Annotated in this window: 13 protein-coding genes; 6 read left to right on the top strand and 7 right to left on the bottom strand. The window is 73.8% G+C overall.

All coding sequences use genetic code 11. From position 1 onward, the window contains the following. Window positions 1-173: 173 nt before the first annotated feature. The 4 genes from hpxO to MHO01S_RS13210 all read right to left on the bottom strand — a co-directional run bounded on the left by hpxO (window position 174) and on the right by MHO01S_RS13210 (window position 2,930). Complete coding sequence (gene hpxO, locus MHO01S_RS13225; RefSeq protein ID WP_060960213.1) at window positions 174-1,364, bottom strand: FAD-dependent urate hydroxylase HpxO; 1,191 nt, start codon at window positions 1,362-1,364, stop codon at window positions 174-176. Between the two features lie 96 nt (window positions 1,365-1,460). Next, window positions 1,461-1,781 carry a hydroxyisourate hydrolase gene (gene uraH, locus MHO01S_RS13220; protein ID WP_060960212.1) on the bottom strand — a complete coding sequence of 107 codons (321 nt, stop codon included), beginning with the start codon at window positions 1,779-1,781 and terminating at the stop codon, window positions 1,461-1,463. Further along, window positions 1,778-2,284 (bottom strand): 2-oxo-4-hydroxy-4-carboxy-5-ureidoimidazoline decarboxylase, encoded by a 507-nt coding sequence (uraD, locus tag MHO01S_RS13215; RefSeq protein WP_061782428.1) that lies wholly within the window; start codon window positions 2,282-2,284, stop codon window positions 1,778-1,780. The genes uraH and uraD overlap by 4 nt, the downstream gene beginning before the upstream one ends. Before the next feature lies 1 nt (window position 2,285). Beyond that, the gene (locus MHO01S_RS13210; RefSeq protein WP_061782427.1) at window positions 2,286-2,930 is read right to left on the bottom strand and encodes a helix-turn-helix domain-containing protein; all 645 of its coding nucleotides are present in this window, start codon (window positions 2,928-2,930) and stop codon (window positions 2,286-2,288) included. Between the two features lie 224 nt (window positions 2,931-3,154). Here MHO01S_RS13210 and allB point away from each other — a divergent pair, with 224 nt between their 5' ends. From allB to MHO01S_RS13185, 5 genes are all read left to right on the top strand, one after another. Beyond that, a complete protein-coding gene (gene allB, locus MHO01S_RS13205; RefSeq protein WP_061782426.1) occupies window positions 3,155-4,615 on the top strand; it encodes an allantoinase AllB in 1,461 nt (486 codons plus the stop codon). After that, window positions 4,612-5,781 carry an acetamidase/formamidase family protein gene (locus MHO01S_RS13200; RefSeq protein ID WP_060960209.1) on the top strand — a complete coding sequence of 390 codons (1,170 nt, stop codon included), beginning with the start codon at window positions 4,612-4,614 and terminating at the stop codon, window positions 5,779-5,781. The genes allB and MHO01S_RS13200 overlap by 4 nt, the downstream gene beginning before the upstream one ends. A 337-nt stretch (window positions 5,782-6,118) precedes the next feature. Continuing rightward, window positions 6,119-7,702 (top strand): AtzH-like domain-containing protein, encoded by a 1,584-nt coding sequence (locus MHO01S_RS13195; RefSeq protein ID WP_061782425.1) that lies wholly within the window; start codon window positions 6,119-6,121, stop codon window positions 7,700-7,702. Continuing rightward, window positions 7,699-8,979 (top strand): pyridoxal-phosphate-dependent aminotransferase family protein, encoded by a 1,281-nt coding sequence (locus tag MHO01S_RS13190; RefSeq protein ID WP_061782424.1) that lies wholly within the window; start codon window positions 7,699-7,701, stop codon window positions 8,977-8,979. Before MHO01S_RS13195 ends, MHO01S_RS13190 begins: the two co-directional genes overlap by 4 nt. Beyond that, window positions 8,976-10,268, top strand: coding sequence for an allantoate amidohydrolase (locus MHO01S_RS13185; RefSeq protein ID WP_061782423.1), 1,293 nt, complete (start codon window positions 8,976-8,978; stop codon window positions 10,266-10,268). The genes MHO01S_RS13190 and MHO01S_RS13185 overlap by 4 nt, the downstream gene beginning before the upstream one ends. Window positions 10,269-10,385: 117 nt before the next feature. On the opposite strand, the gene MHO01S_RS13180 is transcribed toward MHO01S_RS13185, so the two are convergent. Beyond that, on the bottom strand, window positions 10,386-11,003 hold the full coding sequence (locus MHO01S_RS13180; RefSeq protein WP_060959426.1) for an LOG family protein: 618 nt from the start codon (window positions 11,001-11,003) through the stop codon (window positions 10,386-10,388). 93 nt (window positions 11,004-11,096) lie between these two features. Between MHO01S_RS13180 and MHO01S_RS13175 the strand changes: the two genes are divergently transcribed. Next, entirely contained in the window at window positions 11,097-12,473 is a 1,377-nt protein-coding gene (locus MHO01S_RS13175; RefSeq protein ID WP_060959427.1) for an amidohydrolase family protein, read from the top strand. Window positions 12,474-13,099: 626 nt separating this feature from the next. Here MHO01S_RS13175 and MHO01S_RS13170 read toward each other — a convergent pair. Continuing rightward, window positions 13,100-15,820, bottom strand: a complete 2,721-nt coding sequence (locus tag MHO01S_RS13170; protein ID WP_061782422.1) for a molybdopterin-dependent oxidoreductase — start codon at window positions 15,818-15,820, stop codon at window positions 13,100-13,102. Continuing rightward, a complete protein-coding gene (locus MHO01S_RS13165) occupies window positions 15,817-16,620 on the bottom strand; it encodes an FAD binding domain-containing protein (protein WP_060959429.1) in 804 nt (267 codons plus the stop codon). Before MHO01S_RS13165 ends, MHO01S_RS13170 begins: the two co-directional genes overlap by 4 nt. Between the last annotated feature and the right edge of the window lies 1 nt (window position 16,621).

Here is a 16,621-nt window from a genome sequence, read left to right as displayed (position 1 = left end):
GCCGCCGCCCGGCCGTCGCCCTTCCGTCGCCCACCAACATGCGCAACTGCAAGGTCGCAGCCGCGACACCCCGCGCGGGTGCCCCTGCACGGCGGCGTGTCGCGCGGCATCCCTTGCAGTTCGGTCGGGAGGGGCAACACCGGCCCCGGCCCCACCCGCCCCCAGCGACCCGCTCAGCCGAGCAGCAACCCGCCGCCGAGGTTGACGGGGCTGTCCTCGATGTTGCCGACGATGCCGCGGATGATGCCGGCGCCGTCGGTGCCGCGCAGGCTCTCGTACCAGGCGTCGGTCACGGCGGGGTCGAAGGCGTGCGTCTCCCACCCGCGCTTGCGTGCCCGCAGCACGAGCTCGCCCGCCCGCTCGACCCGCATCGCGGCGTAGCGGCGGAGGGTGTCGGCGACGTCGAGCGTGTTGGTGGCGAACGCGATGCCGAGGGCGAACGCGTCCTCGAGCGCCGAGCACGCTCCCTGGCCGATGTCGGGGGCGGTGTTGTGCGCGGCATCCCCGAGGATGGCGACCCGCCCCTTCGTCCAGGTGTCGAACGGGGTGATGTCCCAGATCTCCACGCGGTTGAGCGAGGTCGCGGGGTCGATCGCGGAGAGCAGCTCCTGCACGCCGGGCGCCCAATCGCCGAAGGCCTCGAGCAGAGGGGTGAGGTCGCCCCGCTCGTAGGGGAGACCCGACGGCTGCGGGATGTCGAACCAGAAGTAGAAGCGGTCGCCCGCGATCGGCATGACGGCGGCGCGCTTGCCCTCGGCGACGTAGGTCGTCCAGGCGGTGGCGCGCCCGATGGTCTCCGACACCGGCACGAGCCCGTTGAGGTTCGTGTATCCCGAGTACTCCCGCTCGATCGGCGGCGCCCCGTCGGGCTGCACGTAGGCGCGCACGATCGAGCGCGCGCCGTCGGCCCCGATGAGCATGTCGGCCGTGTCGGTGGTGCCGTCGGCGAACGTCGCGGTCACGGTCGTGCCGTCGTCGGAGACGTCGGTCAGTCGCTTGCCGAGGTGGATGCCGTCGAGGCCGAACCGCTCCATCAGCAGCGCCTGCAGGTCGGCGCGCGCGACGGGGTAGGGCTTCTGCCCGGTCTGGGCCGTGACGGGCGCGAGCGAGAAGTCGCACATCGTCTCGCCGGTGTGCCCGTCGAGGTAGACCATGTCGGCCATGTCGCCGCCGAGAGCTGCGACCTCCTCGCCGAGTCCGAGCCAGTTGAGCACCTTCACGCCGTTGGGCCACAGCGACAGCGCCGCGCCCACGGGCCGGTTCTCGCGCATCTGGTCGTAGATGACGACCTCGTGCCCGAGTCTCTGCAGCGCGATCCCCGCGCTCGTTCCCCCGACACCGGCTCCGACGACGATCACCTTCATGTCCGTCACGTTACGGATGCCGTGTCACCGCGACGTTTCCCCCGGGTAACCGCGCGGCATCCCGCGCCCGGGGCGGTCCGCCGGAGCCGGAGCGGATCAGGTGCCGCGGTAGGTGGAGTAGGCGAAGGGGCTCAGCAGCAACGGCACGTGGTGGTGCCGGCCGTCGGCGACCGCGAAGGTCACGGTGACCGAGGGGTAGAAGGTCGCGGTGTCGCGCGCCGCGAAGTACGCCCCGGTCTGGAACACGAGCGCGTACGTGCCGGCGGGAAGCTCCTCCGGGCCGAGGGCGAGGCGGCCGTCGACGCCCGTGCTCCCGGCGGCGAGGGCGACGCCGTCCGCGTCGACGAGGGTCACCTCGACGCCGGATGCCGCGGTCCCGGCGGCCCCGTCCAGCACATGCGTGGTCACGTGGCTCATGCGATCGTCGCCTCCAGTCGTCGCAGCGCGATCTGGCGCAGCTGGTCGAGCGCCTCCGCGGTCTCGGTCTCGTCGTCGTTGTGCAGCCGTCGCTCGAGCTCCGCGCGCATCTCTTCGGGGCTGCGACCCGCGGCGCGAATGAGGAACACCCGGCCGAAGCGCTCCTCGTACGCGGCGTTGCCGGCCGCGATCGCGGCGGCCGTCGCGGCCTCCGCCGTCGACATCGAGGCCTGCTCGTGACGCGAGGCGTGCGCCTCGGCGCTCGCGCCCTGCGGTCTGTCGCCGATGCGCGGGTGGTGGGCGAGCGCGCCGTCCAAGTCGGCGCGCGTCCAGGCGCGCGCGAGCTCGTCCGCGCGCGCGGCCAGCGCAGCCCGCGTGCCGTAGGGGCGTCCCGCGACGACCGCGTCGATCCACGCGGGCACGGCGGCCCAGACGCGCACGAGGGATGCCGCGGCATCCGGGTCGAGGGCGTCGAAGTCGGGGAGGGCGAGGACGTCGGTCATGTCAGTGGGCTCCGTGGACGATGAGCCAGCGGGCGACGGCCGGCTCGGAGGACGTGTTGTGCAGTCGATGCGGACGCGAGCACGGATAGCTGATCGCGTCCCCGGCGCGCAGGACCACGCGCTCGTCGTCGAAGTCGACGGTCAGCTCGCCCGAGACGACCGTGCCGATCTCGTAGCCCTCGTGGCGGAACAGTCCGCCCTCGCCGTGCGCCGTCGCCCCCGGCGGATAGGTCGACTCGAAGTAGTCCACCCCGGGCGTCGCGACCGGGGAGATGCGGCGGAAGGCGACGCCGTCGTCGAGGAGGATCGCCGTGTCGTGGGCGGCGCGGCGCAGCCCGAAGCTCGTCGCGCCCGTCTGGGCCGGTGCGCCGGAGGGGTCGAACACCGACGTCAACGGCACGTCGAGCTCGTCGGTGATGGCGATCAGGCGCGACACGCTCGGCCGCATGACGCCCCGCTCGATCTGCGAGACGGCGCTGGGCGAGATGCCGAGCCGTCTCGCGAGGTCGCGCGCCGACATGCCGCGGGCGATCCGCAGCGCGCGCAGGCGCTCGCCCACGCCGTCGCCGTCTCCGGCGGCCGCGCGATCAGCGGCGTCCGCGGGCGCGGCGGTGCGCGACGCGTCGACGGCAGACAGGCGGCTCATGGTCGAGAGCGTAGCGGGCGGCGGCATCCCGTCGGCCCGGTGCCGGGGATTCGACCCGGATTCGTCATCTGTGAAGGGGCGACTTCACATGCTCGTTACACGGGAGACATCCTGCCGCGAAGATGAAGCTATAGCTTCACACTCGAGCCCGGCGCGTCCGGGCGGAAACACCCGCGAAACGACGCCTCGCTAGCGTCGGACCCATTCCCGAGAGAGGCGGCGCCGTGGCAGAGGAGAGGGTGATCCGGGCCGAGCGCGCGTGGATCGACGGAGGGTTCCGCCCCGCGCAGGTGCGCATCGTCGACGGGGTGATCGCAGAGGTGGGCGGTCTCGACGCGCTCGGCGGTCTCGACGGGCTCGACGACGCGGATGCCGCGGCATCCGCCGAGGTCGTGGTGCTCGCTCCCGACGAGGTGCTGCTGCCGGGCCTCGTCGACTCGCACGTGCACCTGGACGAGCCGGGCCGCACCGACTGGGAGGGCTTCGCGACGGGCACCGCCGCCGCGGCCGCCGGCGGCATCACGACCCTGTTCGACATGCCGCTGAACTCGGTGCCGGTGACCACCACGCCCGCGGCGCTCGCCGCGAAGCGGGCCGCCGCGGGCGGAAAGCTCGCTGTGGACGTGGGCTACTGGGGCGGCGCGGTCCCCGAGAACCTCGGCAGCCTGCGTGAGCTGGCCGATGCCGGCGTCGTCGGCTTCAAGTGCTTCCTCGTGCCGAGCGGCATCGACGAGTTCGGACACCTCGACGGCGCGGGCCTGCGCGCCGCGCTGACCGAGCTCGCCGCCTTCGACGGCCTGCTGATCGCCCACGCGGAGGACGAGGCCCACCTGCACGAGGCCGCCGTCGAGGTCGGGGCGGGACCCGACGGAGAGCTCGGTCGTCACTATGACGCGTTCCTGCGCAGCCGTCCGCCCGTCAGCGAGGAGGCCGCGATCGCGGCGGTGATCGACGCGGCCCGGGCCACCGGCGGCCGTGCGCACATCGTCCACGTCGCCGACGGGCACGCGCTCGACCTGATCCGCGCCGCGAAGGCGGAGGGCATCCGCCTCACGATCGAGACGTGCCCGCACTACCTCACGCTGTCGGCCGAAGAGGTGCCCGACGGGGCGAGCGCGTTCAAGTGCTGCCCGCCGATCCGCGACCGGGTCAACCAGGACCTGCTGTGGGAAGGCGTCGTCGACGGCACGATCGACGCGATCGTCAGCGACCACTCGCCCGCGACGCTCGCCCTCAAGACCGCGGGCGGCGGCGACTTCGGCCTCGCCTGGGGCGGCATCGCCGGCGTGCAGACGGGCTTCGCGAGCGTCTGGACCGCGGCGGCGCGCCGCGGCATCCCGTTGGAGCGCCTGCTGCCGCTGTTCACGACCGGGCCGGCGCGCATCGCCGGGATGCCGGGACTCGGCGTCATCGCGCCGGGCGCGCGGGCGAACCTCACCGTGTTCGCCCCGGAGCGGTCGTGGACGGTCGACGCACAGCGGCTGCTGTACCGGCACAAGCTGTCGCCGTGGGACGGCCGCGAGCTGCGCGGCGGGGTCGTCGCGACGCTCGTCGGCGGTACCGTCGTGTACCGCGCCGGCGATGACGATGCGCGGGCCCGGCCCGGCGTGGAACTGCTGGCCGGTGCCGGTCACCGTGCCGGCGCGTTCGCCGGTGACGACGTGCGCGAAGGAGCGACATCATGACCGAGACCCTCGAGATCCTGCAGCCCGGCGAAGGGGCGGTCGTCGGCGACCACTACGTCGCGGCATCCCCGGCGACAGTGCTGTGGGGGCGACTGCCCTGCGCCGCGGACGCACCGGTGCTGACGATCGCGGCGGGGGAGACCGTGACCATCGACACCGTGAGCCACGAGGGCATCCTCCCCGATCAGGGGCAGGATCCGCTCGGCTACTTCACGGGGCACGGGGTGCCGGCCGCGCACGTGCTCACCGACGCGATCGAGATCGCCGCCACCGTCCCGCGCGATGCGCTCGCCGACGGTCCGCACGTGGTCACGGGACCCGTCTTCGTCGCGGGCGCCGAGGTCGGCGATCTGCTGAAGATCACGGTCGTCGACCTCGCCCCGCGGGTGCCCTACGGGGTCATCTCCAACCGGCACGGCAAGGGCGCGCTGGTCGGTGTGCTCCCGCGGGGGCCCGAGAACGTCAGCGTGTTCACGCCGGTGTCGGACGGCAGCGGCATCCTGCCCCTGGTCGACGGGGGCGAGCGCGTCGTGCGGTTCCCGCTCGCGCCGTTCCTCGGGACGATGGGCGTCGCCGTCGCCGGCGAGGAGCGGCCGCACTCGGTGCCGCCCGGCGCGCACGGCGGCAACATCGACATCAACCTGCTCGTCGAAGGTGCGGTGCTGTACCTGCCGGTGCAGGTGCCCGGCGCGCTCGCCTACGTCGGCGACCCGCACTTCGCGCAGGGCGACGGCGAGGTGGCGCTGACCGCCCTGGAGGCGTCGCTGCGCGCGACGCTGCGCTTCGACGTGGTGCCGCGGGCCGAGGCCCTCGCCGCGTTCGGCGAGGTGACCGGACCGCTCGTCCGCACCGACGAGTACCTCGTGCCGACCGGGCTCGACGTCGATCTCGACGAGGCGATGCGTAAGGCGGTGCGCGCCGCCCTCGATCTGCTGCAGGCGCGGTACGGCATGGCCGAGCACCTGGCCTACGCCTACCTGTCGGCGGCGACCGACTTCGACATCTCGCAGGTCGTCGACATCGTCTGCGGCGTGCACGCGCGCATCCGCGAGGCGGACTTCGCCGCCGTCCGCCCCGCCGCCGGTCCTTCCGCCGCCGGGTCTTCCGCCGGTCCCGCCGCCGGGTCGGTGCCGGGCGCGTCGGCGCCGTCGGGAGCCCCGGCGTGAACGCGGTGGCGGGGACGGGCGCCGCGGTCGAGGTCCCGAACTCCTCCAACTTGCTGCGGTTGCGGGGCGGGGGCGCCCGGACGCGGCCCGCGCCCCCGCGCGTGGAGGAGTCCGGCGCGCGCGCGGCGCGCGAAGCCCGCGGGCGGGTCATCGGCTGCCCGAGCGACTCCGCGGCGGCGGGTTCGCGTGCCGTGTGCGCCCCGAACTCCGCCATCTCGACCGGAGTGCCCGGCCCTGAGCACCTCCCGCGGCCTGCGCGGCCTGCGGTGGAGGAGTTCGGGACGCCGCCGCCACCGCCACCACCCACGCCACAGCAACTCCGGCGGGGAGGCCACCGATGACCGCCGACCAGCCGCTGCCCGACGACCTGCGCGCGGCGTTCGAGGCGTACGAGCGGGCGATCCTGGCGAACGACCTCGACGCCCTGGAAGCCGCGTTCGAGCCCGGCGACCGCACGCTCCGCGGCGACGGCGCCGGACTGCTGGTCGGGCACGACGCGATCAGCGCGTTCCGCGGCTCTCGCGGCGGTGTGTCGGCCCGCATAATCGAGCGCGTCGAGTACCGGCCGCTCGCCGACGGGGTCGCGCTCATCGTCGCGGTGTCGCGGTTCGCCGCGGGTGGAGCCGGGCTGCAGACGCAGGTGTGGGAGCTGATCGACGGCCGGTGGCTCATCACCGCCGCACACGTCACGCCGCGTTCGGTCGCGTTCGACCGCTCGATCTGGCGTACCGTCGGCGACCCGCTGTACCAGGGCGCGTGGGACGGGCCGCTCGCCGGTCTCACCGTGGCCGTCAAGGACCTCTTCGCGATCAAGGGCTATCGCATCGGCGCCGGCAACCCGGCCTACCTCGCCTCGGCTCGCGCCGAGACGACGAGCGCCCCCGCCGTGGGCGATCTGCTGCGCGGCGGGGCATCGCTGCGGGGCATCGCCCGCACCGACGAGTTCGCGTACTCGATCGCCGGCGACAACGCACACTACGGCACCCCGCCCAACGCCGCGGTGCCCGGTGCGCTCCCGGGCGGCTCGTCGAGCGGTCCGGCCTCCGCCGTCGCCCTCGGCCAGGCCGACGTCGCCCTCGCCACCGACACCGCCGGCTCGGTGCGGGTGCCGGCGTCGTACCAGGGACTCTGGGGCCTGCGCACGACGCACGACCTCGTGCCGCGCCAGGGCCTGCTCCCGCTCGCGCAGTCGTTCGACACCATCGGGTGGCTCACCCGCGACGGCGCGACGCTGCAGGCCGTCGCGGACTGGTGCCTGAGCTACGACGGCTCCGACTCGACCGCATCGGTGTTCGGTGCCTCCGGCGACGACCTGCCGTGGCGGTTCCGCGTGCCGGTCGAAGCCCTGGCGGCGGCCGACCCGGCCACGCGCGCGGCGTTCGAGGGGATGCTCGCGGCTTCCGGTCTGCCGGTCGAGGAGATCGCGCTGGGCGACCTCGACGATTACCTCGTGCCGTTCCGGACGGTGCAGGGTGCGGAAGCCTGGCGCAACAACGGCGACTGGCTGCGCGCCCACCCCGGCTCGACCGGGCCCGCCGTGGCCGAGCGTTTCCGGACGGCCGCCGCCGTGACCGCGGCCGACGAGGCCGCGGCCCGCGCCGCCCTCGCCCCGCTGCGCGAGGCGCTGCACGCGCACGTCCGCGACGCCGTGCTCCTGCTGCCGACGGTGCCCGGACCGGCGCCGTCGCGCGCGGCCACCGGCGCGCAGGTGGATGCCGTCCGCCAGAACACCCTGCGGCTGACCACGCCGGCCGCCGTCGGCGGCCTCCCCGCGCTGTCGGTGCCGGTGCTCACGGTCGCCACCGACCGCGGCGACGCTCCGGTCGGCGTCAGCCTCGTCTCGCGCGCCGGCACCGACATCGCCCTCGTGCGCCTCGGCCGCGCCCTCCACGCCCGCATCACCGAAACGGAATCCGTATGAGCACCACCGCCCTTCCCGGCCCGATCGCCCCGCCCGCCCGCCTGCTCATGGGCCCCGGGCCGATCTCGGCGTACCCGAGCGTCCTCACCGCGATGTCGGCGCCGCTGGTCGGCCAGTACGACCCGTTCATGACGGCGACGATGACCGAGACGCAGGAGCTGTACCGCGGCGTCTGGAGCACGCACAACGACGCGACCCTGCTCGTCGACGGCACGAGCCGTGCCGGCATCGAGGCCGCGATCGTCTCGCTCGTGAAGCCCGGCGACCGGGTGCTCGTCCCGGTGTTCGGCCGCTTCGGGCACCTGCTGGCCGAGATCGCCGAGCGGGCGCTCGCCGAGGTGCACACGATCGAGACCGACTGGGGTCAGGTGTTCCCGGCATCCGTCATCGAGGAGGCGATCGTGCGCGTGAAGCCGGCGCTGCTCGCCCTCGTGCAGGGCGACACCTCGACCACGATGCTCCAGCCGCTGGAGGATGTCGGCGAGCTCTGCCGCCGCCATGGCGTGCTGTTCTACTCCGACGCCACCGCCTCGCTGGGCGGGAACGCCTTCGAGGCAGACGCCTGGGGGCTGGATGCCGCGACCGCCGGGCTGCAGAAGTGCCTGGGGGGTCCGAGCGGATCGTCGCCGATCACGCTGAGCCCGCGGGCGGTGGAGGTGATCCGGGCGCGCAAGAAGGTCGAGGCGGGTATCCGCGAGCCCGGCGACGAGTCGTCGGCCGACTTCGTCCGCTCGAACTACTTCGACCTGGGCCAGATCCTCGACTACTGGGGCCCCCGTCGCCTGAACCACCACACCGAGGCGACGAGCATGCTCTACGGCGCCCGCGAGTGCGCCCGGCTGCTGCTGGTCGAGGGTCGCGAGGCCGTGATCGCCCGCCACGAGCTCGCCGGACGCGCGATGCTCGCCGGCGTCGAGGCGCTCGGCCTCGTCGTGTTCGGCGACGTCGGCCACAAGATGAGCAACGTCGTGGCGGTCGAGATCCCGGAGGGCGTTCCCGGTGATGCCGCCCGGTCGGCCCTGCTCGAGGACTTCGGCATCGAGATCGGCACCTCGTTCGGGCCGCTCCACGGCAAGGTCTGGCGCATCGGCACGATGGGCTACAACGCGCGCAAGGATGCCGTGCTCACCACCCTCGCCGCCCTCGAGAGCGTGCTGCGGCGCTTCGGCGCCGCGGTGCCGGCGGGTGGGGGCGTCGAGGCCGCGGCCGACGTGTTCGCCGCCGCACCGGCCGCCCTGCACGCCCCTGGCGCGCCCGCTCCCACGGGGGCGCCGTGACCGCGGCATCCCTCCTGCGCGCCGCGCCCGATCACATCGCCGCCGCCGCGCGACGCGTGATGGCCCGGTGCGAGGAGCTCGCGCGGGTGAGCGCGGATGCGGCATCCATCGAGCGCGTCTACCTCTCGCCCGAGCACGCCCGCGTCAATCGCCTGGCGGCGGAATGGATGCGCGAGCTGGGCATGCGCACGTGGCAGGATGCCGCGGGCAACCAGGTCGGCCGGATCGGCGACCCGGCGGCGCCCGCGCTGATGCTGGGCTCGCACCTGGACACGGTGCTCGACGCCGGCCGCTACGACGGCATCGCGGGGGTGCTGATGGCGCTCGAGGTCGTGCGGCTGCTGCGCGTGCCGGCGGTCGAGGGCTGGACCGTGCCGCTGCCGTTCGCGATCGAGGTGGTCGCCTTCTCCGACGAGGAGGGCACCCGGTTCGGCAAGGCGCTGCTCGGATCGTCCGCCGTGGCCGGCACGTGGAACGACGCGTGGTGGGAGCTGGCGGATGCCGACGGCGTGAGCCTGCGCCGGGCGTTCCTCGAGTTCGGGCTCGACCCCGCCCGGGTCGGGGAGGCCGCGCGGCGACCGGACGAGCTGGTGGGGTACCTCGAGGCGCACATCGAGCAGGGGCCCGAGCTCGACCGGGCCGGGGAGCCCCTCGCCGTCGTCTCGTCGATCGCGTCGGCGCGGCGGTTCCAGCTGGTGGTGGAGGGTGAGGCCCGCCACGCCGGCGGGACGCCCTACGACATGCGTCGTGACGCGCTGCTGGGCGCGAGCGAGGCCGCCCTGGCCGTGGAGCGGATCTGCTCCGCCGAGCACCACATCGTCGGCACCGTGGGCCGCTTCGAGGCGTTCCCGGGGGCGGTCAACGTGATCCCGGGCGAGGTGCAGTTCTCGCTCGATCTGCGCGGCGAGTTCGACGGCGAACGCGACCGCGTGTGGGACGCGCTGGCCCGCGAGCTGGACGACATCATGGGTCGCCGCGGACTGCGCTGGCGCTCACGCGAGGTGCACAGCGCGCCGGCGGTGTTCTGCGCGCCCCTGCTGCAGGACGTGGTGGCCGGCGGCATCCGCGCGACCCTCCCGCCGCGGTCGGACGCCCCGCCCGTGATCTTCAGCCGTGCCGGGCACGACGGCATGTCGCTGGGGGCCGTGACCGACGTCGGCATGCTGTTCCTGCGCAACCCCGACGGGGTCAGCCATCACCCCGACGAGTCCGTCTCCGCGGGCGATGTGGCCCACGGCATCCGCGCCCTCGCCGAAGCCGTCCTGCTGCGCGGCACCGAGCGCGTCTGACCGCCGCGGGCCGGCCTGACGCCCCGAGAAACACCTTCCGCCCCGAGAAACCTTCGCTGCGGGGGTGTCTCGGTGCGAGAGTGGTTTCTCGCTCCGAGCCGGATGCCGCCGGAAGCGCTAGGGACGCACGGGCAGCGACAGGGCTCCGGTCATCTCGGCGCCGGGCGAGGCCGCGGTGCGCGCCGGGGGCACGTAGTCGCGCAGACGCGCCAGCGCCTCGGTTGCCTCGGTCGCGACGACCAGCATGTCGGTGTAGCGGGGGTGGGTGAAGCCACGGTCGCGCATGTTGGCGACGAACGCGAGCAGCGGGTCGAAGTACCCCTCGACGTTGAGCAGCCCCACCGGCTTGTCGTGGATGCCGAGCTGCGCCCACGTCCACTGCTCGGTGAGCTCTTCGAGGGTCCCCGGTCCGCCGGGAAGCGCCAGGAAGGCATCGGCGCGGTCGGCCATGAGCATCTTCCGCTCGTGCATCGTGTCGACGAGGATCAGCTCGGTCAGGTCCTCGTTGACGGCTTCGCGCGCCTGCAGCGCCCGCGGGATCACCCCGGTGACCTCCGCGCCGGCCGCGAGGGCGGCATCCGCCACCGTGCCCATCAGTCCGACGTGGCCGCCGCCGTAGACGAGCGCCATGCCGGAGCGTCCGATCGCCGTGCCGACGGCGCGGGCCGCCTCGACGTAGACCGGGTCGAAGCCCGGGGAGGATCCGCAGAAGACCGTGACCGTGAATCGCGACATGCACAGACGCTAATCCGCCCGTGTTTCCGGGCCGTGCACGGGTGTTTCCGTGCCGTGACAGGTCGGAAACATGGCCTGATTAGCGTGCAGAGCATGTCGCTCCTCGTCACGCACGCCCGTCTGATCACCGTCCCCGCCGGCACGGATGACCCGGGCTACATCGAGGACGGCTGGATGCTGGTGGGCGACGACAGCCGCATCGCCGCGCTCGGTGCGGGCACGCCGCCCCTCGCGACGATCGCGGACGAGACGCTCGACGTCGCGGGAGCCTTCGTCGCGCCGGGGTTCGTGTCGAGCCACTCGCATCTGTTCACGAGCGGCCTGCGCGGGCTCGGCGTCGCCGACACCCTCTACGGCTGGTGCGACGCGATGCTCGGCACCACCGCGCACATGACCGCCGACCAGCTCTACTGGGCGACGCTGCACGGCTCGCTCGACTTCCTGTCGAACGGGGTCACGACGGCGTACAACTTCACCGACCCGCTGCAGGCCTGGGAGCCGATGGTCGACGGCAAGCGCACCGGCACCGCGGGCCTGCGGGGCCTCGAGTACCACTGGCGCCAGGCGGACGGCACGCGCGACGCCGGCATCCGTTTCGTGGATGCCGCCGGCATGGACGTCACCGCCGGCACCCCCGAGGAGGTCTTCGACCGCTTCGCCGCGGAGGTCGCCCACACCCGCACGTTCGATGCCGACTTCGCCCTCGGCTCGTCGATCATGGGTCAGGTGCAGTGGTCGCCGCATCCGGATGCGGCGGCGTTCGAGGTCGAGGCGATGCGCCGGTTCGGGGTCACCAACCAGGCCCACTTCCTGGAGTCGCCGGAGGCCGTCGAGCACCAGCAGTCCAAGTTCGCGCTCTACCGGGATGCCGGTGCCCTCGAGCTCGGGCTCGTGTTCGGCCACTTCATCCAGACGACCCCCGAGATCATCGCGGAGTCGGTCGCCGGGGGTGCGGCGATGTCGTGGCAACCGGCATCCAACGGGCGCCTCGCGTCGGGGACCGCGCTCGTACCCGAAATGCTCGAGATGGGGATGAAGGTCGGCGTCGGCCTCGACGACCAGGCGTGCACCGACGTGAGCGACCCCTGGCAGAACATGCGCATCGGCATCTACGCGCAACGGGCGCGCACGAAGGACCCGCTGTCGATGATGCCCGAGCGGATGCTGCGCCTGCACACCCTGGGCTCCGCGGAGATCATGGGCGTCGCCGATCGGGTCGGTTCGCTCGAGGTCGGCAAGTTCGCCGACTTCGTGGTGGTCGACCCGCGCCGCCCCGACGTCGGACCGCTCTGGCATCCCGTGCGCTCGTACGTGCTGGCGATGAGTCCGCGAAACCTCAAGGCCGTCTACGTCGGCGGGCGTCTCGTCAACGCCGACGGGGTCTCGACCAACCCGCTGGCCGAGGAGGCGTCGGCGAAGGTGCACGAGCTGCCGGCCGCCGTCCTCCCGCTGCGCGGCCACCCGCACTGACCCCGCCGGCCGCGGTCGCCCCGCCCCGCCGGGCGTGGCCCTCGCCCGCTGCCCGCTGCCGCTGCCCGCCCCAGCTCAACCTAACTGCAAGGGATGCTGGGCGACACGCCGCATCCATGAGTCTGGGGCCGGCGTGTCGGTCGCGGGGCCTTGCAGTTCGGGTTGCACAGGGCAGTTCGGGTTGCACAGGCGCGCGCGGGCCGGCCGGACCGCGGGAGCCGGGGCCCGGAAAGGGCACCGAGTTTGCCCGCCCGCTACTCGCCCGCGCGCGGTCCTCGCCACACCTAGCTCGACCCAACTGCAAGGGGATGCTGGGCGACACGCCGCATCCATGAGTCTGGGGCCGGCGTGTCGGTCGCGGGGCCTTGCAGTTCGGGCTGCGAGGGGGCGCGCGGCAGTAGGGGATTCAGCGACGCTGCTCAGGTGCGCCTAGCGGCCGCCGCCATGCCCGACTCAGGTCAACCCAACTGCAAGGGATGCTGGGCGACACGCCGCATCCGTGGTCCTGGGGTCGGCGTGTCGGTCGCGGGGCCTTGCAGTTCGGGTCGCCGCCCCGCCCCGCCCCGCCCCACCCAGCCCCGCCCCAGCCCCACCCGACCCACCCGACCCACCCCACCCCGACCGGGTCAGGAGTCGCGGTGCGGCGACGCCAGGCGCCAGACGCGGTCGCGGCGGAACGGCTGGACGTACGGGCGGGCGCCGAGCGCGCGGGCGATCGCGTTGCCGATCGCCGGCGCGACGGGGTTGTACGGCGACTCGCTCATCGACTTCGCCCCGAAGGGTCCGAGCTCGTCGGCGGTGTCGGCGAAGTAGACCTCGGTCTCGGGCACGTCGCCGAACTGGGGCACGCGGTAGAGCCGGAAGACGGGGGTGACGACCTTGCCCTCGTCGAGCATGACCTCCTCGTAGAGCGCGCTGCCGATCCCCTGCGCGACGCCACCCTCGATCTGGCCGCGGCACTGCGCGGGGTTCATCACGAATCCGGCATCCGCCGACTGGATCGACTGGAGGATGCGGACGACGCCCGTCCGCGGATCGACCGCGACGCGCACGGCGTGCACGTTGAAGGCGAGCGAGCGCTGCTCGCCGGCCTCGCTGCCGTCGGCCGAGATCTCGCCGTCCGCCGTCAGCTCGGCGAACGACACCACTCGTGCGGGTGTGTATACGCCGTCGGGCATGAGTCGGGCGTGGGCGGCATCCGTGCCGGTCAGCGCCGCCGCGCCGTCGCGCAGTCGCGCCGCCAGGGCGAGGCACGCGGCGTGCAGCGCCTTGCCGGCGACGGTGATGCCGGCGGACGCGAACGCGCCGGTGTCGTGCGCGACCGCGTCGGTGTCGGCGTGCCACAGGGCGATCCGCGCGGGGTCGGCGGCGAGGTCGGTCGCGGCGATCTGGCGCAGCACGGTCGTCGTGCCGTTGCCGAACTCCGCCGTCCCGGCGCGCACCAGGTAGGTGCCGTCGGCGCGCAGCGTCGCGCTCGTGTGCGCGATGTGGCCGAAAGGCGCCATCGTGGCGATCATCGCGGCGGCGACGCCCTCACCGACGAGCCAGCCCGCGGGCGCCTCGACGCCGTTGCCGCGCCGCAGCGCCGACTCGGCGAGGTCGAGGCACTGGTCGAACCCATAGCTGCCCCAGACGAGGTCGTCGTGCTCCGGATCGTCCTCCGGCGTCACGGCATTGCGGCGCCGCAGCTCGAACGGGTCGATGCCGAGCCGCTCGGACAGCATGTCCATGGCCGACTCCACGCCGAGCACGATCTGCCCGAGCCCGTAGCCGCGGAAGGCGCCGGAGGGGACGTTGTTCGTGTAGACCACCTCGGCGTCCAGTCGCTTGAGCGGCACCCGGTAGATCGTCGTGGACTCGGCGAGCGAGTGGAACATCACGCCGCGGGAATGGTTGCCGTAGGCGCCCGTGTCGCTCAGCACGTCGATCGCCATGGCTGTGAGCAGGCCCTCGTCGTCGGCGCCCAGCGTGACGCTCACCCGCATCGGATGCCGCACGGCGGCGCGTTGGAACTCGTCCGCGCGCGTGAACTCGAACGCGACCGGCCGGCCCGTGCGCAGCACCGCGAGGGCGACGAGGTCTTCGGTGAACAGCTCCTGCTTGCCGCCGAAGCCCCCGCCCAGGCGCGCGGCGTGCACCCGCACGCGGTCGCGGTCGAGCCCGAGGATGCGGGCGAGCTCGTCGCGCGTGAGGAACGGCACCTGCGTCGAGGAGCGGATGACGAGGCGACCCTCGTCATCGATCCAGCCGATCGACCCGTGGGTCTCGAGCTGCGCGTGGCTCACGCGCGAGGTCTGCCAGGTGCCGCTGACGGTCACGGCGCTCGCGCGGAGGGCCGCGGTGACGTCGGGGCCGGTGTGCACGCTCGCGATGACGTTGCGTCCCGCCTCGTCGACGCGGTCGTCGGGCGTGCGCTCGGGGTGCAGCAGCGGGGCGCCGGGTCGTCGGGCCTCGTCGGGATCGAACACGGCGGGCAGCGGCGCGTAGTCGACGCGGACGAGCCGGCACGCCTCGTCGGCGGCCTCGGCGGTCTCGGCGACCACCGCGGCGACCCGCTGGCCGATGTGGCGGACGACGTCGTCGAGCATGCGCGTGTCGTCGGGGTCGTCGGTGCGGTGCTCGTGCCGACCCGTGGAGTAGCGCACGTCGGGCACGTCCCGGTGCGTCAGGACGGCCACGACGCCCGGAACGGCGCGAGCCGCGGAGACGTCGATCCCGGTGATCCGCGCGTGGGCGTGCGGGCTCGTGACCAGCCGCAGCACCAGCGCGTCGGTCGCCGGATGACCGGGCTCGAGGTCGAAGGTGAAGGGCTCGCGTCCCTGCGTCAGCCGCGGCCCGGCCTCCGGCGGTACCGAGCGCCCCACGAGCGGCGCCTCCGGCGGAGCGACGACCCGCTCGCGGTGCGACGGTCCGGTCTCGAGGACGGCCGTCATGATCGCCTCGCGGATCGGACGGTAGCCGGTGCAGCGGCAGAGATTGCCCTTCATGCGTCGGTCGAGGTCGTCGAGATCCGACGCGCACAGGGTGGAGGCCGTCACGCTCATGCCCGGCGTGCAGAACCCGCACTGGAAGCCGAAACCGGAGGCGAGCGCCTCCTGCACGGGGTGCAGCTCGTCGCCGGGTGCGAGCCCCGCCGCCGTCGTCACGGCGCGTCCCTCGACCCGGACCGCGGGGATGAGGCAGGAGTGCACCGGCTCGCCGTCCAGCAGCACCGTGCAGGCGCCGCAGTCGCCGGCGTCGCAGCCCTTCTTGACCTGCGTGTGCCCCGTCTCGCGCAGCAGCGTGCGCAGGCACTGGCCGGGGCGGGGGTCGGCATCCCTCTCGGCGCCGTCGACGGTCCACCTCATGTCAGCTCCCTCCGGATCTCCTCGGCGAGCACGGCGCTGACGCCGCGGCGCCAGTCCGCCGACCCGAGGGGGTCGGTGTAGTAGCCCGCGGCGCCGTGGACCGCCGCGGCGAGGACCGCGGCATCCGGCACGGCGGGGAAGCGCAGCACGGTCGGGCGCCACGTGGCCGCCGTGACGGTGAAGACGCTCGTGCCGTCGGGGTCGACGCGGCCCGTGACGACGGCACCCGAGCGCCCGTGCTCGGCGAGGGCGATCTTGCGCAGCGCGGCGCGCGAGCGCAGCGCGGCGGCCGGCAGGCGGATGCTGCGCAGCACCTCACCGGGAGCGAGCGCCGTCGTCCCGTTGCCGGTGACCAGCTCCGCGACCGGCAGCTCGCGATCGCCCGCCCCGCTCCAGATCTCGGCGACACCGTCGAGGGCGACGCACAGCGACACCATGGCGCCGGCGGCGAACGCCCGGCAGACGTTCCCGCCGACGGTGGCGGTGTTCCAGATCTTGAACGAGGCGAGGAGGGCATTCGCGGCATCCGGGATCAGCGCCGCGGCGGTCCACTCGATCGGTGCCTCCGCGGCGAAGGCCACGAGACGCGCGATCGTGCAGGTGGCTCCGATGCGCAGGCCGTCCGCGGCGACTTCGATGTCGGGCCAGCCCATCCCGGTCAGGTCGACGAAGCCGGTCACCCCCGGCTGCGGCTCGCTCATCAGCCACGTGCCGCCCGCGATGACGACCTCTCCGGGCGCGAGCACGAGGTCGTCGCGGGTGTGCGCGAGGCGGAACGCGCGGACGGTGGTGATGTCCATG

The sequence above is a fragment of the Microbacterium hominis NBRC 15708 genome, from assembly GCF_001592125.1.
Classification (GTDB): domain Bacteria; phylum Actinomycetota; class Actinomycetes; order Actinomycetales; family Microbacteriaceae; genus Microbacterium; species Microbacterium hominis.
Note: the sequence above shows the minus strand (reverse complement) of the source record. Positions and strands in the feature narration are given on the sequence as shown.